22 protein-coding genes are annotated in these 19,551 nt (G+C 70.5%); 13 read left to right on the top strand and 9 right to left on the bottom strand.

Annotated features, from left to right (window positions below):
* The first annotated feature begins 7 nt into the window (after positions 1–7).
* The 6 genes from ACZ5VD_RS38820 to ACZ5VD_RS38845 all read left to right on the top strand — a co-directional run bounded on the left by ACZ5VD_RS38820 (position 8) and on the right by ACZ5VD_RS38845 (position 7,008).
* On the top strand, positions 8–1,213 hold the full coding sequence (locus ACZ5VD_RS38820) for a S1C family serine protease (protein WP_468685157.1): 1,206 nt from the start codon (positions 8–10) through the stop codon (positions 1,211–1,213).
* Positions 1,214–1,248: 35 nt separating this feature from the next.
* Positions 1,249–1,431 carry a hypothetical protein gene (locus tag ACZ5VD_RS38825; RefSeq protein ID WP_468553177.1) on the top strand — a complete coding sequence of 61 codons (183 nt, stop codon included), beginning with the start codon at positions 1,249–1,251 and terminating at the stop codon, positions 1,429–1,431.
* 136 nt (positions 1,432–1,567) lie between these two features.
* On the top strand, positions 1,568–2,302 hold the full coding sequence (locus ACZ5VD_RS38830; RefSeq protein ID WP_468553178.1) for a response regulator transcription factor: 735 nt from the start codon (positions 1,568–1,570) through the stop codon (positions 2,300–2,302).
* On the top strand, positions 2,299–3,753 hold the full coding sequence (locus ACZ5VD_RS38835; RefSeq protein WP_468553179.1) for a HAMP domain-containing sensor histidine kinase: 1,455 nt from the start codon (positions 2,299–2,301) through the stop codon (positions 3,751–3,753). The genes ACZ5VD_RS38830 and ACZ5VD_RS38835 overlap by 4 nt, the downstream gene beginning before the upstream one ends.
* A gap of 18 nt (positions 3,754–3,771) precedes the next feature.
* Positions 3,772–4,728 (top strand): aminoglycoside phosphotransferase family protein, encoded by a 957-nt coding sequence (locus tag ACZ5VD_RS38840; protein WP_468553180.1) that lies wholly within the window; start codon positions 3,772–3,774, stop codon positions 4,726–4,728.
* Between the two features lie 78 nt (positions 4,729–4,806).
* Positions 4,807–7,008 carry a pectinesterase family protein gene (locus tag ACZ5VD_RS38845; protein WP_468553181.1) on the top strand — a complete coding sequence of 734 codons (2,202 nt, stop codon included), beginning with the start codon at positions 4,807–4,809 and terminating at the stop codon, positions 7,006–7,008.
* Positions 7,009–7,025: 17 nt separating this feature from the next.
* On the opposite strand, the gene ACZ5VD_RS38850 is transcribed toward ACZ5VD_RS38845, so the two are convergent.
* Entirely contained in the window at positions 7,026–7,178 is a 153-nt protein-coding gene (locus ACZ5VD_RS38850; protein WP_468685159.1) for a hypothetical protein, read from the bottom strand.
* Positions 7,179–7,224: 46 nt separating this feature from the next.
* On the opposite strand from ACZ5VD_RS38850, the gene ACZ5VD_RS38855 reads away from it, so the two are divergent.
* Entirely contained in the window at positions 7,225–7,626 is a 402-nt protein-coding gene (locus ACZ5VD_RS38855; protein ID WP_468685161.1) for a response regulator transcription factor, read from the top strand.
* Positions 7,627–7,638: 12 nt separating this feature from the next.
* On the opposite strand, the gene ACZ5VD_RS38860 is transcribed toward ACZ5VD_RS38855, so the two are convergent.
* Positions 7,639–8,880 carry a serine hydrolase domain-containing protein gene (locus ACZ5VD_RS38860; RefSeq protein ID WP_468685162.1) on the bottom strand — a complete coding sequence of 414 codons (1,242 nt, stop codon included), beginning with the start codon at positions 8,878–8,880 and terminating at the stop codon, positions 7,639–7,641.
* Positions 8,881–9,055: 175 nt separating this feature from the next.
* Here ACZ5VD_RS38860 and ACZ5VD_RS38865 point away from each other — a divergent pair, with 175 nt between their 5' ends.
* Positions 9,056–10,246, top strand: a complete 1,191-nt coding sequence (locus ACZ5VD_RS38865; protein WP_468553185.1) for an MFS transporter — start codon at positions 9,056–9,058, stop codon at positions 10,244–10,246.
* Here ACZ5VD_RS38865 and ACZ5VD_RS38870 read toward each other — a convergent pair.
* Together ACZ5VD_RS38870 and ACZ5VD_RS38875 are read right to left on the bottom strand one after the other, a co-directional pair.
* Positions 10,218–10,433 (bottom strand): DUF397 domain-containing protein, encoded by a 216-nt coding sequence (locus ACZ5VD_RS38870; RefSeq protein ID WP_468553186.1) that lies wholly within the window; start codon positions 10,431–10,433, stop codon positions 10,218–10,220. The two genes, ACZ5VD_RS38865 and ACZ5VD_RS38870, sit on opposite strands and share 29 nt — an antisense overlap.
* The gene (locus tag ACZ5VD_RS38875; RefSeq protein ID WP_468553187.1) at positions 10,417–11,259 is read right to left on the bottom strand and encodes a helix-turn-helix domain-containing protein; all 843 of its coding nucleotides are present in this window, start codon (positions 11,257–11,259) and stop codon (positions 10,417–10,419) included. The genes ACZ5VD_RS38870 and ACZ5VD_RS38875 overlap by 17 nt, the downstream gene beginning before the upstream one ends.
* A gap of 183 nt (positions 11,260–11,442) precedes the next feature.
* Here ACZ5VD_RS38875 and ACZ5VD_RS38880 point away from each other — a divergent pair, with 183 nt between their 5' ends.
* From ACZ5VD_RS38880 to ACZ5VD_RS38890, 3 genes are read left to right on the top strand one after another with little or no spacing between them, the layout of a single operon-like run.
* Complete coding sequence (locus ACZ5VD_RS38880) at positions 11,443–11,757, top strand: hypothetical protein (protein ID WP_468685163.1); 315 nt, start codon at positions 11,443–11,445, stop codon at positions 11,755–11,757.
* On the top strand, positions 11,754–12,065 hold the full coding sequence (locus ACZ5VD_RS38885; protein ID WP_468685165.1) for a hypothetical protein: 312 nt from the start codon (positions 11,754–11,756) through the stop codon (positions 12,063–12,065). Before ACZ5VD_RS38880 ends, ACZ5VD_RS38885 begins: the two co-directional genes overlap by 4 nt.
* Positions 12,062–12,313 carry a hypothetical protein gene (locus ACZ5VD_RS38890; protein WP_468685167.1) on the top strand — a complete coding sequence of 84 codons (252 nt, stop codon included), beginning with the start codon at positions 12,062–12,064 and terminating at the stop codon, positions 12,311–12,313. Before ACZ5VD_RS38885 ends, ACZ5VD_RS38890 begins: the two co-directional genes overlap by 4 nt.
* A gap of 13 nt (positions 12,314–12,326) precedes the next feature.
* On the opposite strand, the gene ACZ5VD_RS38895 is transcribed toward ACZ5VD_RS38890, so the two are convergent.
* The 5 genes from ACZ5VD_RS38895 to ACZ5VD_RS38915 all read right to left on the bottom strand — a co-directional run bounded on the left by ACZ5VD_RS38895 (position 12,327) and on the right by ACZ5VD_RS38915 (position 17,968).
* A complete protein-coding gene (locus tag ACZ5VD_RS38895; RefSeq protein WP_468685169.1) occupies positions 12,327–14,102 on the bottom strand; it encodes an ABC transporter ATP-binding protein in 1,776 nt (591 codons plus the stop codon).
* Positions 14,103–14,288: 186 nt separating this feature from the next.
* Positions 14,289–14,417 (bottom strand): hypothetical protein, encoded by a 129-nt coding sequence (locus ACZ5VD_RS38900; protein WP_468553192.1) that lies wholly within the window; start codon positions 14,415–14,417, stop codon positions 14,289–14,291.
* 99 nt (positions 14,418–14,516) lie between these two features.
* The gene (locus ACZ5VD_RS38905) at positions 14,517–14,645 is read right to left on the bottom strand and encodes a hypothetical protein (protein WP_468685170.1); all 129 of its coding nucleotides are present in this window, start codon (positions 14,643–14,645) and stop codon (positions 14,517–14,519) included.
* 163 nt (positions 14,646–14,808) lie between these two features.
* Positions 14,809–16,059: an LmeA family phospholipid-binding protein gene (locus ACZ5VD_RS38910; RefSeq protein WP_468685172.1), complete on the bottom strand. Its 1,251-nt coding sequence runs from the start codon at positions 16,057–16,059 to the stop codon at positions 14,809–14,811.
* Positions 16,060–16,141: 82 nt separating this feature from the next.
* Positions 16,142–17,968 (bottom strand): bifunctional metallophosphatase/5'-nucleotidase, encoded by a 1,827-nt coding sequence (locus tag ACZ5VD_RS38915; protein ID WP_468553195.1) that lies wholly within the window; start codon positions 17,966–17,968, stop codon positions 16,142–16,144.
* A 203-nt stretch (positions 17,969–18,171) separates the two neighbouring features.
* Between ACZ5VD_RS38915 and mshD the strand changes: the two genes are divergently transcribed.
* The gene (mshD, locus tag ACZ5VD_RS38920) at positions 18,172–19,098 is read left to right on the top strand and encodes a mycothiol synthase (protein ID WP_468685173.1); all 927 of its coding nucleotides are present in this window, start codon (positions 18,172–18,174) and stop codon (positions 19,096–19,098) included.
* Between the two features lies 1 nt (position 19,099).
* Entirely contained in the window at positions 19,100–19,513 is a 414-nt protein-coding gene (locus ACZ5VD_RS38925) for a hypothetical protein (RefSeq protein WP_468553197.1), read from the top strand.
* Positions 19,514–19,551: the final 38 nt, after the last annotated feature.

The following is a 19,551-nucleotide window of genomic DNA, read 5'->3' on the forward strand; positions in this document are numbered from 1 at the left end:
ACTTCCCATGACCGAGAGCTTCCGCCGCAGCGGCGAGTACGAGAACCCGTACCAGGGCGACCAGCAGCACGGCTCCTCGCCCGTGAACCCCGAGTGGCCGCCCCCGCCGGCCCACCAGCCCTCGCAGGTCTCCCAGCCCGCACAACCGTCCGCGCCGACCGGGTTCGCCGCGGCGGGTGCCTACGGCGGTGGGGCCGGCGACGGCTATGGATCCGCCGTCGGTGACGGCAACGGCTACGGACACGCCGGTGGTGACGGCAACGGTGGTGGCGGTACGGCCGTCATGACGGCGGTCCCCGCCGAGCCCGCCGCTCCGGCCCCCAAGAAGCGCGCCCGCGGTCCCCTCGCCCTGCTCGCCGCCGTGGCGATCGTCGCCGCGGCCATCGGAGGCGGCACCGCCTACGGCATCCAGGAGCTGACCGGCAACGACACGGTCGCCACCAGCAGCACCAGCACCAATGTGGTGGCGTCCTCCGCCAAGGGCACGGTCGCCGGGGTGGCCAAGGCGGTCAGCCCGAGCATCGTCGAGATCAACGCCACCTCCAACGCGGGTGAGTCCACCGGCTCCGGCGTGATCATCACCGGCGACGGCGAGATCATCACCAACAACCACGTCGTCTCCGGCGCCACCTCGATCAAGGTGAGCACCAGCGACGGCAAGACCTACACCGCGAAGGTCGTCGGCACCGACAGCAAGAAGGACCTCGCGCTGATCAAGCTGGAGAACGCCTCCGGCCTGACCGCGGCCACCCTCGGCAACTCCGCAGGCGTCCAGGTCGGCGACGAGGTCGTGGCGATCGGCTCCCCCGAGGGCCTGACCGGCACGGTCACCAGCGGCATCGTCTCCGCCCTGAACCGTGACGTGACCGTCTCGACGGACGAGAGCCAGAGCCAGGGCCAAGGTCAGGGCCAGGGCCAGGGCGGTGGCAGCGGCCAGTGGCCGTTCGAGTTCGGCGGCCAGGAGTTCAACGGCGACACCGGCTCCTCGACGACGACCTACAAGGCGATCCAGACGGACGCCTCGCTGAACCCGGGCAACTCCGGCGGCGCGCTGATCGACATGAACAGCAACATCATCGGCATCAACTCGGCGATGTACTCGGCCAGTTCGGACTCGTCCACGGCCGGAAGCGCGGGCCTCGGATTCTCCATCCCGATCAACACCGTCAAGTCCGACCTGGCCACACTGCGGGCCGGCGGCTCCGACAGCTGACCGGCGCACCCACCACGTTCCGTAGGGAGTACGTCATGTTCCAGCAGGTATCGCACACGGTCGCCGACACCGACCCGGCCGGCTTCACCCTGGCCCTTGAGGTGGCGTACGAGCTGCACGCCCCGGTGACGACGCGGGCGCCCGAGGTGGCCGCCTCCCTCGGCGCGGGGCACCGCGCGAGTGCCGCCCGCAGCCGCCGCCGTACCGTGCGCGGCTGACCCCCCGCCGGGAGTCCTTCCCACCCGGCTCCTTCTGCAGCGCCAGCCGGGAAACATGCGAGGCTGAAAGCGTTCAGCACCCTTCAGCGCCTTTCAGTCCCCTGTTGTCCCACCGCACCCGAGGAATCCGAAGCCCATGAGCCCCGCCGAAGGCGACCGTGACACCCAGCGCATCCTGATCGTCGACGACGAGCCGGCGGTGCGTGAAGCACTCCAGCGCAGCCTCGCCTTCGAGGGCTACGACACGGAGGTCGCGGTCGACGGCGCGGACGCCCTGGAGAAGGCGACCGCGTACCGGCCCGACCTGCTGGTCCTCGACATCCAGATGCCGCGCATGGACGGCCTCACCGCCGCCCGCCGCATCCGCGGGGCGGGCGACACCACGCCCATCCTGATGCTGACGGCCCGCGACACGGTCGGCGACCGGGTCACCGGGCTCGACGCGGGCGCGGACGACTACCTGGTCAAGCCCTTCGAACTCGACGAACTGTTCGCCCGCGTCCGGGCGTTGCTGCGCCGCAGCTCCTACGCGGCGGCGGCCGGCGCGGCGGTCGAGGAGGACGAGGCCCTCACCTTCGCCGACCTGCGCATGGACCTCGCGACGCGGGAGGTGACCCGGGCCGGGCGGGCGGTGGAACTCACCCGTACCGAGTTCACGCTCCTGGAGATGTTCATGGCGCACCCGCGCCAGGTCCTCACCCGCGAGCAGATCCTCAAGGCCGTCTGGGGCTTCGACTTCGAGCCGAGCTCCAACTCCCTGGACGTGTACGTGATGTACCTGCGCCGCAAGACCGAGGCGGGCGGCGAGCCGAGGCTCGTGCACACGGTGCGTGGTGTGGGGTATGTGCTGCGGCAGGGCGGCGCGGAGTGAACAGGCTGCTGCACCGGTTCCGGACTCTTCCCATCCGGGCCCGGCTGTCGATGCTGGTCGCGGCCGCGGTGGCGTTCGCGGTGGCGGCGGTTTCGGTTACCTGTTGGTTCATCGTGCAGGGGAAGTTGTACGACCAGGTCGACAGCGACCTGCAGCGGTCGCGGATGAAGGGTCCCGGGCAGTACGCCGATATGGCGAACGCGCTCACTGTGTGCACGCAGACTCCGCAGATCACCAACAGCTTCCGGAACCTGTATTCCCAGGCGGTCAAGCCGAACGGAACGGCCTGCGTCATCGGCGACTCGCTGGGCACGATCAAGGTCACCCAGGCCGACAAGGACGTGATCAAGAACGGGGCCAGCAACCGGGGCACCCTCCGCAACGGCACCGACCAGGACGGCAACGCGGTGCGGGTACTGACCGTGCCGGTACCTGCCCAGAACACCACCACAGGTGAGACGTACTACGTCGCCCTCTCGGTCGCGGTGTCCCTGAAGAGCACCCAGTCCACGCTCAACGAGCTGGCCCTCATCCTGCTCCTTGTCTCCGGCATCGGAGTCGTCGGCGCCGGCGCCGCCGGTCTCGCGGTCGCCCGTGCCGGTCTGCGCCCCGTCGACAAGCTCACCGATGCCGTCGAACACGTGGCCCGTACCGAGGACTTGAGCATCCGCATCCCCGTGGAGGAGGACAGCGAGGACGAGGTCGCCCGCCTCTCCCACTCCTTCAACTCGATGACCTCCTCCCTCGCCAACTCCCGCGAGCTGCAACAGCAGCTGATCGCGGACGCCGGTCACGAACTCCGCACCCCTCTGACGTCCTTGAGGACCAACATCGAACTCCTCACCCGCAGCGAGGAGACCGGCCGCCCCATTCCGGAGGCGGACCGCAAGGCGCTGCTCGCGTCGGTGAAGGCGCAGATGACCGAACTGGCCTCGCTGATCGGCGACTTGCAGGAGCTGTCGCGTTCACAGGGGCAGCGGGGTGAGCGGCTGCAGGTGGTGTCGCTGGAGGAGACCGTGGAGGCGGCCCTGCGCAGGGCACGGCTCCGTGGCCGCGAGCTGACGATCAACGCCGACCTCCAGTCCTGGTACGTCCGGGCGGAACCGGCGGCCCTGGAGCGCGCGGTCGTCAACATCCTCGACAACGCGGTGAAGTTCAGCCCCGAGGGCGGCACCGTCGAGGTGCAGCTCGCCCACGGTGTGCTCACCGTCCGCGACCATGGCCCCGGCATCCCGCAGGACGAACTCCCGCACGTCTTCGACCGCTTCTGGCGCTCCCCGAGCGCACGCGCCCTGCCGGGTTCGGGTCTCGGCCTGTCGATCGTGGCGCGGACGGTGGAGCAGGCGGGCGGTCAGGTGACGCTGGCCCGCGCGGACGGCGGCGGCACGGTGGCGACCGTACGGCTGCCGGGGGCGCCGACGCCGCCGCCGGAGACGCCCGCCGCCGAGTGAGTCCCGTAGGGTGCCCGGATGATCGTGGTACCGGAGACATTCGTACGGACCACCGTCGACCGTGAGGGAGCGGCGGGCCGCGCCTGGCTCGCCGAACTGCCCGGTATCGTCGGCGAGTTGGTGGAGCGCTGGGAGTGCGTGCCGGACGGCGAGGTCCTGCACGGCGGTGTCGGACTGATCGTCCCGGTGCGGCGGCGCACGCCGGACACGGCCGCCGTGCTGAAGGTGTCGTTCCCGCATCCGGGCAACGTCCATGAGCCGGACGCGTTCGCCGCGTGGGGCGGGCGGGGCGCCGTCCTGCTGTACGAGCGGGACGACGAACGGTTCGCGATGCTGCTGGAGCGGGCGCGGACGCGGACCCTGGCGGAGCTCGGGTCCGGGGACGAGGACGAGATCGTCGCCGTCGCGGGGCGGCTCAACCGTCGGCTGGCCGTGCCCCCGCCGCCCGGGTCGCCGCGACTGCCCCGGCTGCGGGACCGTGCCGAGGAGTGGGAGCGCGAACTGCGCGCCGACGCGGCCGAACTGACGCACACCATGGCGCCCCGCACCCTGGATACCGCCCTCGCGACCGTGCGGGAACTGGGCCGCGTCCAGCCGGACGTCCTCGTCCACGGCGATCTCCACGCCGGGAACATCCTGGGCGCCGACCGTGAACCCTGGCTGGCCGTCGACCCCAAGGGATACGTGGGTGACCCCGCCTACGACGGCGGCACCCTGCTCAAGTCCCGCGCCCTGGCCCTGATCGAGGCCGACGACCTGGTCAAGGCGGTCCACCGCACGCTGGACGTCTTCGCGGAGGCGGCGGAACTCGACCGGGTACGGGTGCGGCGGTGGGCCCAACTGCACGCCGTGCAGGCGGCGTTCCACGGGCGACGGCACGGGTTCCGGGTCGCGCGCACCGGGGAGCTGCTGGACTGGATCGTCCGGTTCGCGGAGGGCCTGGCGGACCTGCTCGCCGAGAACGCGCGTCGGTAGCGGCCGGGACCCGGCAACCTTTCCGTCCGGGGTGACGACCCTTCAGCGGCCCGACCCCCCGCACGGAAGGTTCGCCGCATGAGCGACACGAGCGAGCACCACGGCAGCAGCGCGCACCACGGCACCGCCGAGAACCCCGGCCCCACCCAGGACCTCGGCACCACCGTGGACCTCACCGAGGATCACGACAAGGCGTCCGCCGAGCCCCGCCACCGCCGTCGCCGCACAGGCGTCGTCGCGATCGGCATCCCCCTCGCCCTGGCCCTCGCCGGAACCACGGCCGACGGCACGGATCTCGGACTGTTCGGCGAGGACGCCCGGCGCACGGCCGCCGCGGCGACCGCGGCCGCTCCCGCCTGGGCGGCCGACACCGCCGACGGCTTCGCCTCGGTCAACGCCCTGGGCCAGAACGGCACCTACGGCGGCCGGGACGGCAGGACCGTCACCGTGAAGACGCTCGCGGAGCTGGAGAGGTACGCGACGGCCGCCGAGCCGTACGTCATCGTCGTCGCCGCGACCATCACCATGGCCCCGGTCGGCAAGGAGATCAAGGTCGCCTCCGACAAGACGATCGTCGGGTCCGGGACGTCCGGGCACCTCGTCGGCGGCGGGTTCTTCCTCGGCTCCGGCGTCCACAACGTGATCATCCGGAACCTGACCATCCGGGACGCCTACCAGGGGGTGTGGAACGACAAGGAGCACGACTTCGACGCCATCCAGATGGACGGCGCCCACCACGTCTGGATCGACCACAACGACCTGCGGAACATGGCCGACGGGCTCATCGACGTCCGCAAGGACAGCACGTACGTGACGGTCTCCTGGAACAAGCTGAGCAACGACAACAAGGCCTTCGGCATCGGCTGGACCACGAACGTCGTCACCGACATCACGATCCACCACAACTGGATCCGCGAGACCGAGCAGCGCAACCCGTCGACGGACAACGCGGCCCACGCGCACCTCTACAACAACTTCCTGGAGGACGTGGCGGGCACCACCGTCAAGTCCTCGTACGGCAACTACTCGCGCGGCGCGACGAGGATGCTCCTGGAGAACTCCTACTTCCAGGGCATGAACAACCCGGTCATCAGGGACAGCACCGCGACGATCGTCCAGAAGGGCAACACCTTCGTCTCGACGACCGGACGCAACGAGAGCGGCGGCACGGCCTTCGACGCGAAGACCTACTACGCCTACACGCCAGACAAGACGGCGGACGTGCCGGCGCTGCTCAAGTCCGGTGCGGGGCCGAGGAGTTCCCTGGGCACGGCCGCAGCCGCGACCACGGCCGGCACAGTCGGCACGACCGCCGCTGCCGCCACCACCCTCACCGTCGCGAAGGACGGCAGCGGGCAGTACACGACCGTGCAGGCCGCGGTGAACGCCGTACCGGCGAACAACCCGGCGCGGGTGGTGATCGCCGTGAAGCCGGGCACGTACCGCGAGCTGGTGAAGGTCCCCTCCAACAAGCCGCACGTCACGATCCAGGGGACCGGCGGCAGCCGCAAGGACACGGTGATCGTCTACAACAACGCGGCCGGGACACCGAAGCCCGACGGCTCCGGGACCTACGGCACGGGCGGCAGCGCCACCGTCGCCGTCGAGGCCGACGACTTCCAGGCCCGGAACCTGACCCTCTCCAACGACTTCGACGAGGCCGCCAACCAGTCCCTCTCCGGCCACCAGGCGGTCGCCCTGCGCACCGCGGCCGACAAGGTCCTCCTGGACTCCGTCATCGTCAGCGGCGACCAGGACACCCTGCTGGTGGACACCGCGGCGAAGGACCGGCTGGGCCGCGTCTACATGGCGAACTCCTATGTCATCGGCAACGTCGACTTCATCTTCGGCCGGGCGACCGCGGTGATCGACCGGTCGGTCATCACGCTGAAGAAGCGCTGGAACGGCACCTCGGCCGGCTACATCACCGCCCCGAGCACGGCGGCGGGCCGCAAGGGCATCCTGATCACCGGCTCCACGGTCAACGGCGACGTCTCCGACCGCACCTTCTACCTCGGCCGCCCCTGGCACGCCGGCGGCGACGCCACCCTCGACCCGCAGACCACGGTCCGCGACACCAGCCTCAGCGCCGCGATCCGGACCGCTCCCTGGACCGACATGAGCGGCTTCTCCTGGAAGGACGACCGTTTCGCCGAGTACAAGAACACCGGCGCGGGCGCGGGTTCCGCGAGCACGGACCGCCCCCAGCTGACGGACGCCCAGGCCCTGGGCCAGGAGACGGCGGACTGGCTGGGCGACTGGACACCGTCGGCCTCCTGACCCCGAGGGTCCCACCCCTACGATCCCCCCGGTCGCGCACCTGTCCGCGCGCTGGGGGTGTCGGTCCACGACGGCGACGGCGACAGCAGCGGTGCCTCGACGACCTGCGGATCGAGGGCGTCGGCGCCGAGGTCGCGCAGCCGCGTCCGCCCGTCCCCCAGCTCACCCACACCCGCTTCTCAGCCCCACCACAGCCCGCCCCCGCACGTTGGACGGATGGCGGCTCGGAAGACTCTGCTCGCCGACGACGACGAGGCCGTACGGGAAGGGCTCGGGCGGCTGCTGCGGTTCGAGGGGTGCGAGACGGTGTTCGCCGCGGCCGGCCGCACCGCCCTCGAACTCGCCGGTCTGCACCAGGACGCACCCGCCCTGGTGCTGATGGACGTGACCATGCCGGAACTGGACGGCCCGGCCGCGATCCGGCGGATCCGTGCCTTGGGCTCCACCGTCCCGATCCTGATGCTCACCGGCCGGAACGCGGTCGGCGACCGTATGGTCGCGCTCGACAACGGCGCCGACGGCTACCTGATGAAGCCCTTCGCCGCCGAGGAACTCCTCGCCCGGGTCCGGGCCCTGCTGACGGTACGGGGGCTGGGCTACGCGCTGCGCACGGCGTGAGACCCGCCGGCCCTAGCGGGAGAAGGGGGCCGCGACCGGACGGTCGTAGACGTTGTCCGGGGTCACGATCTCGGTGACGGCCCGGGCGACCAGCGAGGACGGCTCCTGACCCCCGTAGGTGATGTCGGTGTTGAGCATGACCACCAGGGTGGCCTTCTTCGACGGCAGGTAGACGGTCACCGTCTCGTAGCCCGGGATGGAGCCGTTGTGCCCGATCCAGCCGCCGGCCTTGAAGATGCCGAGGCCGTAGCTGAGGCCGGGGTGGCCGGTCGGCAGCGTCTTGAGCCGCTGCTTCTGCGTCTGCGGGCTGAGCAGCGTCCCGGTCGCGACGATCCTGGCCCAGCGGCGCAGGTCGTGCAGGTCCGAGATCATCGACCCGGCCGCCCAGCCCCAGCTGGGGTTCCAGTCCGTGGAGTCCGCGACCTCGCCGCTCAGCGTCTGGTCGGTGTAGCCGCGCGGGTGCGGGTCGGGGAACTCGGCGCCCTGGGGGAACAGCGTGTGGTGCAGCCGGGCCGGGCCGAGCACCCGCTCGTCAATCACGTCGGCGAGACGGTGACCGGTGACCTTCTCGATCACCAGGCCCAGCAGGATGAGATTGCTGTTGGAGTACTGGAACTCCTTGCCCGGCGCGAAGGTGTTCTTGTGCCGGTAGCCGTACGCGAGCACCTCCCGCGGGGTGAACTCGCGGCCCGGGTCGCTCAGCAGATCGTGCACGAAGTCCGGGTCGGCGCTGTACGGGAACAGTCCGCTGCGCATCTCGGCGAGGTGACGCAGTGTGATCCGGCGCCCGTTCGGCACACCGTGGACATAGCGGGAGATCGGGTCGTCCAACCGGATCCGGCCGTCGTCGACGAGCTGGAGCAGCGCGGTGACCGTGAAGGTCTTGGTCTCGCTGCCGATCCGGAGGAATCCGTCGGTGGTCATCGGCCGGCGGGTGGCGGTGTCGGCGACCCCGGTCGCGCGGACGTAACTTCCCTTGCCCGGCATCCACAGTCCGACGACGGCGCCGGGGATCCCGGCCTCCTTGCGGACACCCGCGACGGCCCTGTCCAGCCGGGCGGTCAGCGCGGCACCGAGTCCGCCCGGCGGACAGTCGTCCTGGCCCTGCCGGTCGAAGCGCTCGTGCCGGTCGGACCTGTCGGCCGCGCCTGTCCCGTGGACGGCGGCGGCGGGGCTCGCCGCCATCGGGGCCAGCACGGACGCCACGAGCAGCGCCGCGGCGAACAGTCGGCGGGAGGGGGTACGTCGTCGCATGGAGGGCGCCTCGGGGTCGGGATCAAGTGTTCGGACCGCAAGATCACCATCCGTCCGGACGACACGGGCCTCCCTTCCGTACGACTGTCCGACGAATCCACTCGTTCGGCGCCGGTTGGGCCGGTCGGCCGACCTCCCCCGGCCCGCCGACTCCATCGGGATTACCTTCGGCGGCATGGACGGTGATCGCCGAGGATGGCGCCGGTGCTCGCTCGGCGGGGCGGTGTTCGCCGTGTGCATGGCCGGGACCACCCTGCCGACCCCGCTGTACGGCCTCTACCAGGAGAAACTCGGTTTCTCCGAGTTGACGGTGACCGTGGTGTACGCCGTGTACGCCTTCGCCGTCATCGGCGTACTGCTGCTGGCGGGCAACGTCTCGGACGCCGTGGGCAGGCGGCCGGTGCTGCTGGCGGGGCTGGGGTTCGCGGCGGCGAGTGCCGTCTGCTTCCTGTGCGCCACCGGGCTGGGCTGGCTGTACGCGGGGCGCCTGCTGTCGGGGCTGTCCGCCGGCCTGTTCACCGGGGCCGCCACGGTCTACGTGCTGGAGCTGGCACCGCGCGGCGGCGCCTCCCGGGCCACCTTCGTGGCGACCGCCGCCAACATGGGCGGGCTCGGCTGCGGTCCGCTGCTCGCCGGAGTGCTCGCGCAGTACGCCGCCTGGCCACTGCATCTGCCGTTCGTCGTCCACCTCGCCCTGGTCGCCGGCTCGGCGGCCGTCCTGCTGTGGCTGCCGGAGACCGTGCGCGAGCGAACCCCGCTGCACACGGTACGGCCGCGGCGTCCCGGCCTGCCCCCGCAGGTACGGGCGGTGTTCGCGCCCGCGGCTGTCGCCTCGTTCGTGGGGTTCGCCCTCTTCGGGGTCTTCACGTCGGTCAGCCCGGCGTTCCTCGCGCAGTCCCTGGACGTCGACAACCACGCCGTGAGCGGGCTGGTCGTCGCGCTGGCCTTCTTCTCCTCGACGGCGGGCCAACTGGCCGTCGGCCGGGTCGGAGTGAACCGCTCACTGCCACTGGGCTGCGCCGCCCTCATCGCCGGACTCGCCCTGCTCGCGGGTGCGCTGCGGTGGGATCTGCTGGCCCTGGTCGTCCTCAGCGCGGTCGTGGGCGGGACCGGACAGGGGCTGGCGTTCCGCGGAGCACTGTCCGCGGTGGCCGAGGCGTCGCCCCCGGACCATCGCGCGTCGGTGATCTCGACCCTGTTCGTGGTGGCGTACGCCGGTATCTCCGTGCCGGTGATCGGGGTGGGCGTGCTGTCCGATCCGCTCGGGCTGGAGGGGGCGGGCCTGGTGTTCATCGCGTGCATGACCGTGCTGGTGTCGACGGCGGGGGTGTATCTGGTCAGGCGGTTGAAGCGGGGCCACTCTTGACGTCCAGCAGGAAGCACGCCCAGGAGACGGCCCGGAAGACGAGCACGGGGCCCTGCGGGGCCTTGCTGTCGCGGACGGGGACGAGGCCGGGGTGGCCGTCGGCGACCTCGACGCAGTCGTTGGCTCCCCCTTCGCTGTAGCTCGACTTGCGCCATACAGCGGTGCTGAGATCAGGGGTGTGCGTCATGGTGTCTGTGCTCCTCCAGTACGTCCCTGATGAACGCGAGCGAGTCCGACGGGGACAACGCCAGGTCGCGGAGCCGATCGTAGGACAAGCGCTGCCGCAGAACCTCGTCCAGATCCTCGATCAACCGACTGCAACCGTTGCCTTCCTTGTAGGCAACGGCACTTCCGTCTCGCTGCCAAAGCAGGGTGAGGGACCCGTTCATATGGTGGTGCGCACCCGCTGAGAACGGGAGTACCTGCAACGCCACATTGGGCCACATCGCAGCGGCTTCAAGATGAAGCAGCTGGTCGTGCCACGTCTTGCCGTGGGCCGCAGGTCGCCGCAGCGCGAACTCGTCCATGATGACGCGGACATCGGGCCCAGGCTGCTGCCGCAGGAGGTACTGCCGTCCGAGCCGCGCCGCCACCTGCTCCTCGACGGCCTCGTCGCCGCCGTCCACCGTTGTCTGGGCGCCAGACAACACCTCCCGGGCGAAATCCTCGGTCTGCAGCAGCCCAGGCATCCCCGGCGTGAACAGCCACATGACCCGCGCCGTCGACTCCAGCCTCATGTACTCCTTGTACTGATCCTTGAACGCGTCCAACCGCGCCGCGTGCCAGTGTCGAACCAGCAGGTCACCGGCCCCGTAGTACCCGTCCAGGTCCTCCATGACGGTCACCTTGGACAGCCGCTCACCCGTCTCCAGACGGCTGAGGTAGCTCTTGTCGTACCCGGTCTCGTCGGCCAGTTGCCCCAGCGACTTGCCCGCGTTCTCCCGCAGGAACTTCAGCGTCCGGCCGAGCACGGCCCGCCCCGACTCCCGCTGTCCGTCAACCGATTCGCTCACGTCACCCCTCACCGTTGTCTGGGGCCGCAGACAACACCAACCCCCTTCCGCAGCGTACGTGCGAGCAGTGACGATCGAGGCACGAACGGTGATCACCGCTCGTCAGAACCACGCCACGACAAACCCCCGCGACCGATGCAGCTCGGTCCGGGGGCGTGGCCGACGCTTCGAAGGAGCGCCGACATGAGGGAACGTATCGCGGGATTCTGCGAGTTGCTCCTGCTCGCCATGGTGCACGCACTGCTGCCCGCCGGTGGCCGACACCGAGCCGTCCGGCGCCGGTGCCCTGCCACAGCGCAGCAGCCTCAACGCGTCGGCCTCCCCCTCGACGCCCACCCCTTCGAGCCCGACGCCCCGCTCGTACGCCCGTACCTCCTCACCCCGGAGGAACGCCACGAGCGCAGGCTCCAGCGGCAGCGGCGTCGGGCCCTCTGGCTCGCGGTCCACGGCATCGACGTAGGACCGCGTCACATCCACGGGATGGAGGTCTCCGCGTGAGTACCTCCGAACAGCCCCGCGCGACCGGCGACTTCCGCCTTCTGCCCTGGACCACCCCCGAAGGCAAACCCTGTTACCTCAGCGCCGACAGCGACGACAGCAGGCTCTCCCGGCTCGCCGACGACCTCGAAGCGGCCCAACTGGACTCGGGCGAACAGGTACTTGCGGGAGCCAGGGCCGTGCTGGCCGACCCCAAGGCGGGCGAGCGAGCCGTACGGTTCGCGCTCACCAGGGCGGCGGAGTGCCTGGCGGAGCTGATCCGTATCGCGGTCAGCCGCGGCGAACGCATCCCCCGGCGGGAACCGTGAACGGCAGCCTCACCGTGTCATCCTCCCGCGAGGGAACTCCCGAGGCGATGCGGGCCGCCCTACAGAGGCGCCCCGACCGGTTGCAGGGATTCGAGCAGGACAGTCTCAGCGCGGCAGGCGACTTCGATCAGGCCACGCTCGACGCCGTGACCGACAAGTGGTTCCCCTTCGCCTGCGCCTGCGCGACCCCGGGCTACCTGGACGAGGTCGAGCAGACGGTGAAACGGATGACCGAGGGCATCGTCTGACCGACCGGCTGCCTCACCACCGCAGCGTCAACGTGTCATCCGGTGCACCGGCCAGCACGCCCGGCGTCGGGCCTGCCAGTCGTGCGTACGCGCCTCCCCGTGCCACCAGTTCCGCGTGGGTGCCCGTCTCCACCAGGTGGCCATCGTCGATGACGAGGATGCGGTCCGCGTCGGGGGCGAGGCTGAGGTCGTGGGTGATCATGATCGTGGTGCGGCCGGCCATCAGGTGGCGCAAGGGGTGGACGACCTGGCGGGCGGCCACCGAGTCGAGGCCGGCGGTCGGTTCGTCGAGGACCAGGACGGGGGCGGCGCGGAGCATCGCGCGGGCGATGGTGACGCGTTTGAGCTGGCCGCCGGAGAGGACCGCCGTGCCGGGGGACAGGTGGGTGTCGTAGCCGTCGGGGAGTGCGGTGACGAAGTCGTGGGCGGCGGCGGACCTCGCGGCCCCTTCGATGTCCGCCTCGCTCGCGCCCGGGCGGCCGCACCCGATGTTCTCGCGGATGGTGCCGTTGAGGATCAGCGTCTCCTGGGGGAGGAGGGCGATCCGCTCGCGCAGGAAGTCCAGGGGGACGTCCGGGAGGGGGACGCCGTCCAGGGTGATCACGCCCGCCGAGGGGTCGTAGAAGCGGGTGAGGAGCTTGGACAGGGTGGACTTTCCGGCGCCGGACGGGCCCGTGACGATGACCAGTTCGCCGGGCGAGGTGGTGAAGGTGACCTCGTTCAGGGAGTCGCGGGCCGCGTGCGGGTAGCGGAAGGACACTCCGTGGAAGCCGACCCAGCCCTGGACGGGCCAGGCGCGGACGGGGTCGACGGGGTCGGCGACGGAGGGTTCGGCGTCGAGGATCTCGTTCAGGCGCTGGGCGCCCGCCGTGGCCGCGGTGAGGGTGAGGCCGAGTTGGCCGAGGTTGCGGACCGGGGGGTAGAGGTAGCCGATGAAGGCGGCGAAGGCGAGGAGTTGGCCCAGTGTCATACGGCCGGCCGAGATCTCCCAGACGCCCAGGCCGATGACGGTGAGCACGCACACCGTCTCGACCACTTCCACGAACTGCTCGTACATCTCGCCCAGTCGGGCACCGCGGACCGACGCCCTCATCCACGCGCGGGCCTCCCGGTCCAGGCGCTTCGCCTCGTCGCCCTGGCGGTTGTACGCCTGGGTGAGCACGATGTTGCCGAGGGACTCCTCGACCACCGACGTGATCGCGCCGTCGGCGACCCGTGCGTCCTGGGACGCCTCCTTGATGCGGCCGGAGAACCGGCGGGCGGCGAGCAGGAAGAGGGGGGCGAGCACGAAGGTGACGAGGGCGAGGTCCCAGCGGAGCCAGAACGCGGCGGCCGCGTAGAAGACGGCGGAGAAGGCGGCCGAGACCGTGCCCACCACGCCGGACACCACCATCTGTTCGATGGCCTCCACGTCTCCGGTCAGGCGCTCGACCAGGTCGCCCTGGCGGTGTTCCTGGAAGAAGTGCGGGGGGAGGTCCTGGACGTGACGGAAGACACCGGCCCGCAGGCGGAGGACGAATCTCTCGGCGGTCCAGGTGGCCAGGGAGTTGCCCAGGTAGCCGACCAGGGCGCCGAGCGCGGCGACGGCCAGCCAGGCGCCGGCCGGGCCCCAGAAGGCGGAGAGCGAGCCGGACGCCAGGGCGCTGTCGGTGAGCTGCGCGAACAGCAGGATCGAGGCGGTCTCGGCGAGCGCGGACACCACCACGCAGGCGATGATCGCCAGCAGCCACTTGCGGTCGCCGCGGGTCAGCGGCCAGAAGCGGCGGAAGGCCTCACGGACTTCCCTCATGGTCGGACACTCCCTCGGTCCCTCGTCGTCGGACACTCTCTCCGTCCCTCATGGACGGCCACTCCCTCTGCCCCTCGTGGGACAGCCGCTCCCTCTGTGTCCGAGCGGTGTCGGACATGGCCGAGGCGGGGCCTCCGGCGCGAGTCGTCCTCGCTGACCGGCGGCCCCGCCTCGCGGTGTCGCGCCTCAGCCCTTGTGGGCGACCGGACGGCGCTTCGGGGCGGCGGCCTTCTTGGGCGCGGGCTTTCCGGCCTTCTTCGGAGCCGGGGCGGCCTTGCGGGCCTTCTTCACGGGGGTGACCTTGTGGAAGCTCATATCTGTGTCCCTTTCTGCTGCGGTTCTGCAACAGTCCCTCTACCGATCTGCTGCAATTGCCTTTGAATTTATTTGATTTACGTCAGCGAATGCTGTGCGTCAGCCCTTGTGGGCGACCGGGCGGCGCTTCGGGGCGGCGGCCTTCTTGGGCGCGGGCTTTCCGGCCTTCTTCGGAGCCGGGTCGGGCTTGCGGGTCTGCTTCACCGGGGCGATCTTATGGAAGCTCATGTGGCTCTCCTCGTTTGCTTTCGCGTCGTTCGCTTTCGACATGGAAAACACTACGGGACGCCGACGCCGGAAAAAGCCGATTCCGCTGAGACCTCTATTAATTGGAGCTGAGAACAGATTTCAGGGACCATGCGGAACCAAGAGAGGACTCACACAGGATTTATTACGGGCCGAACGCGAGTCCCTGTCCCGAGAGCCGGACCCTGATCCCGTCCTTCTCGACCCGCACGTCCCGCAGCCGCAACTCGCCCCGGGGCGGCTCGGGCAGCCGGAAGGCGAGGGAGAGCCGGTCGGCGAGGACCGGGCGGGTGAGCCGGGAGAGGGCGTCGAGGAGCGCCGGGTCCAGGCCGAGGCGGTCGAGGACCTCGGGGTGGGCCAGGGCCAGGTCGAGGAGGTTGACCCGCATGGCCTGCCGGACGAAGTCGGGTGAGCCGGTCAGGACGGCGAGCTTGTCGTCGTTGCGCAACGCCTCCTGGACGCGCGCGTCGGGCACCCCCATGCCCCGCACCACCGACGGCACCGCCAGCAGCGCCCGCACCTTCTTGGTCTCACGGGCCAGCCGGGCGGCCGACTCGGGCGTCAGATGCAGGCCCTCCGAGGCACGGACACCGGGCCGGTACGTCGCCAGGTCCCCCACGTCCAGGCGCATTCCGCCGATCGTCGTGGCGATGCCCCGTTCGCCCTCGCGCCCGATGCGCACGTCGGCCCGCAGCCGCAGGTCGTGTCCGGCGACCGGCAGGGTGCCGCGCGCGAGGATGCGGTCGCGGCCGGCGCCCGTGAACGTCACCTGGGACGCGCCGAGTTCACGGTTCAGGTCGGCGAAGGAGAGCAGCACGTCACCGTGCAGTCGGGGAACACGGGCCCCGCGTATGGAGGTCGGCCCGTCGCCGTCGAGCGTGACGTCCTGTGCGGTCGCCGACACCGAGGCCAGCGTGACCCGGTCGGCCCCCACGTCCGGGACGGTCAGCCGCACCGAGTCCAGTCGCTTGCCGAGGAGTTGGGGCAGGAAGGGGAAGCCGCCGATCTCCACCTCGGGGGCCGCGGTCAGCTGGAGGCGGTCCTTGAGGGCGTCCGCCGCCTCGTGCTCGGCGTAGAGCACGGCCCAGCGGTCGCCGAGGGTGAGGAAGGCGCCGAGCACCGTCAGCGCCACCACCGCCTTCAGCGCGAACGGCAGTCCGGCGAAGCGGCCACCACGACGGCGCCGGCCGCCCCGGCGGTGGTTGGGCGGGGCCCAGGGCTCGTCCTCACCCGGTTCTTCGTACGCGCGCCCATCGGGCTCCGCATACGCGTGCGCATCCGGCTCCGCGTACGCGGGTACAGCGGGTTCTTCATACGCGGGTACAGCAGCTTCGCCGGCAGGTTCTTCGTAGGTGTCTGCAGAGGGATGCGTCGATATGTGGGGGGAGGTACGCATCGATCCATCCGATCATGCGCACCTCCCCCACCCGCAACCTGTACCCCGGGTTTGCGACTCAGCTCACCCTTGCCGGGCCGATCTACTGGACGATCGTGATCCGGTTCGCCGCCGGCGGCGCGATCGGGCTCGTCGCCGACGAGTTGGCCGTCAGATACTGCTGAAGGGCCGCCAGGTCGTCCGAGCCGACCAGGTCGTTCGTGCCCTGGCCCAGCGTGGTGATGCCGTCGCCGCCGCCCGCGAGGAAGCTGTTCGTCGCGACGCGGTAGGTGGCCGCCGGGTCGATGGCCGTGCCGCCCAGCTTCACCGAGTCCGTGACGATCCGGTCCGCGCCGGTCTTCGTCAGGTCGAGGGTGTACGTGAAGCCCGTCGACGGCAGCAGGATCTTCGGCGAGGCCGCGTTCGCGCCGCTCACCTGCTCCTGGAGGATCTTGATCAGCTGGGCGCCGGTGAAGTTCTGGAGGTTCACCGTGTTGGAGAACGGCTGGACGGTGAAGCCCTCCGCGTAGGTCACCACGCCGTCGCCCTCACCACCCTTGGCCGCGTAGGTGAGACCCGCCCGGACTCCGCCCGGGTTCATCAGCGCGAGGTCGGTCTCCGGGTCGAGTGCCTTGCCGTGGGCGAGTTGCGCGTCGGCGATGAGGTCGCCCATCGGGGACTCGGTGCCGGTGCTCGGGACGTCGGCGGAGATGTAGCCGATCGGCCGGTCGCCGATGGGTGCCGCGAGGGTGTTCCACTTGCTGATCAGCTCGGTCATGTCCGTCGCCTTGGGGACGGTCCGGGTGACCACGTGGTTCGCGGACTTCACGGCCGTACGGGCGATGTCACCCGTCCAACGGTCGTACGTCAGCGTCGTGTCCGTGTACAGGCGGCCGAAGGACGCGGCCGAGGTGACCGTGCGCGGCTTGCCCGACGGGTCGTTGATCGTGCACGCGTACGCGGCGTGGGTGTGGCCGGTGACCAGCGCGTCGACCTGCGGCGTGATGTTCTTGGCGATGTCGACGATCGGGCCCGAGATGCCGTCGCCGGCGCCGGGAGCGTCGCAGTTGTAGTTGTACGACGCCGAGGCCGGGGCCCCGCCCTCGTGGATCAGCGCGACGATCGACTTCACGCCCTGCCTCTGCAGCTCCTTGGCGTACTTGTTGATCGTCTCGACCTCGTCCTTGAACTTGAGGCCCTTGACGCCGTCGGCGGAGACGACACCCGGGGTGTCCTCCAGGGTGACGCCGATGAAACCGACCTTGACGTCCTTCTTCTTCCACACCCAGTACGGCTTGAGGATCGGCTTGCGGGTCTTCTCGCTCAGCACGTTCGCCGCGAGGTAGGGGAAGTCGGCGCCCTTGAACTTCTTGTTCGTGTAGCAGCCGGCGGTCGGGTGGCACCCGCCGTTCTGCAGGCGGCCCAGCTCCTTGGCGCCCTCGTCGAACTCGTGGTTGCCGACGGACGTGACGTCCAGGTCGAGCTTGTTCAGCGCCTCGATGGTGGGCTCGTCGTGGAAGAGACCCGAGATCAGCGGGGAGGCACCGACCATGTCGCCGCCGGCCGCGGTGACCGAGTACTTGTTGCCCTTGCGGGCGTCCCGCAGGTGGGTGGCGAGGTACTCGACACCACCGGCGTCGATCGTCTTGGTGGTGCCGTCCGCCTGGAGCTCGGTGACCCGGCCGGAGGAGCCGGCCGGCGGCTCCAGGTTGCCGTGCAGGTCGTTGAAGGACAGCAGCTGTACGTCCTGGTAGCGGCCCGACGTGTGACCGCCGGGCCTGCCCTTGCTCTCGCCCGCGCTCGCCGCGGACGGCAGCGCGGCGGCCAGCGCGCCGATGGTGGCGAGCCCGGCGGCCGCGGCGACCAGTCGGTACGTACGACGTCTGCGACGCACCGTTTCCGGCTGGTGCGGCTGGGATATGGCTGGCATGCGCCCCCCTGTGAATCCGGGTGAATCCGGTGAGGAAGTGAGTGACGAGGTGGGTGACGAGGTGCGTGAGGAACCGGTGAAGACGTGGCCTCGTCCCGGCGCAGCCTAGGGTCAACGCGCGTAGCGCGACAGAGGTTTCGTGGTTACATCCTGGTTGCTTCTTTGCTGCCACTTTGCCGGGGCCTCCCCTTACCCTCGTACGCATGACCAGCGACGACACCGAACGCACCGGCATCTCCCGCTCGATCGAGACCCATTCCTCGCTCTCCCCGGACCGGATCGAGGCGGTGCTCGGGCTGCTCGCGGAGGCGGCCCGGAGCGACGGACAGCAGGCGGTGTCCGAACAGGGGCGGTTGCAGCTGCGGGGCGGGGCGCGCGCGGGCGTGGCCCATCTGCTGCTGTCCGTGGGTACCGAACTGGTCGGCTACGCACAGTTGGAGGACACCGACCCGGTGGAGGCACCGGCCGCCGAGCTGGTCGTCCACCCCGCGCACCGGGGCCACGGCCACGGCCGGGCGCTCGGCTCGGCCCTCCTCGCCGCGTCCGGCAAGCGGCTGCGGGTGTGGGCACACGGCGGGCATCCGGCCGCACGGCACCTCTCGCAGGTGCTCGGCCTCGCCCTCTTCCGCGAACTCCGGCAAATGCGACGTTCCTTGACGGACCTGGACCTCCCGGACCCGGTGCTGCCCGAGGGCGTCACCGTCCGCGCCTTCGTGCCCGGCACCGACGACACGGACTGGCTCGCGGTCAACGCCGCCGCGTTCGCCCACCACCCCGAGCAGGGGTCGCTGACGCAGCGGGACCTCGATGACCGCAAGGCCGAATCGTGGTTCGACCCCGCCGGCTTCTTCCTCGCCTTCCGCGGCGACGAACTCGTCGGCTTCCACTGGACGAAGGTCCACGCGGAGGAACGGCTCGGCGAGGTGTACGTCGTGGGCGTGCGGCCCGGCGTCCAGGGCGGCGGACTCGGCAAGGCCCTGACGACGATCGGGCTGCGCCACCTTGCCGGACAGGGCCTGCCGACGGCGATGCTGTACGTCGACGCCGACAACAAGGCGGCGGTGTCGGTGTACGAGCGGCTGGGGTTCGTCACGTACGAGACGGACCTGATGTACCGGACGGAGACGTGACGTGACGAAACGAGACGTGACGAGACCGTGGACTTCGGGCCTGGGCGATGCGGGCCTGAGCGACTGGGTCGTGATCGCGACGTACGGCGACGACTACGTAGAGAACAAGATCTACGACGCGGGAAGCACGAAGGACGAGGCACTGGCATCGCTCCGCGCCCTCGTCCACACCTATCTGCCGCGGCCCTCGATCATCGAGCAGTGGCGCCGGGTGTACCGGTTCACCGACGGTGAGTCGTATCTGGTGGTGATCAGGGGCAGGGCCTCGAAATGGAAGTGCACCCTGCGTATCGCGGAACTGGTCTCGGACTCGGCCGATCCGGCCGTGGCCGAACGCGTGCGGGCGAGGGACGCGGCGGCCGAGATGGCTGCCGGACCGCAGGACCGGATCCCGCCCGGCCAGGACCAGGGCTAGGGGAAGAAGGGGAGGGGGAGGGGAAGGCTGGGGAGGTT

Source organism: Streptomyces sp. NPDC032822 (genome assembly GCF_055578825.1).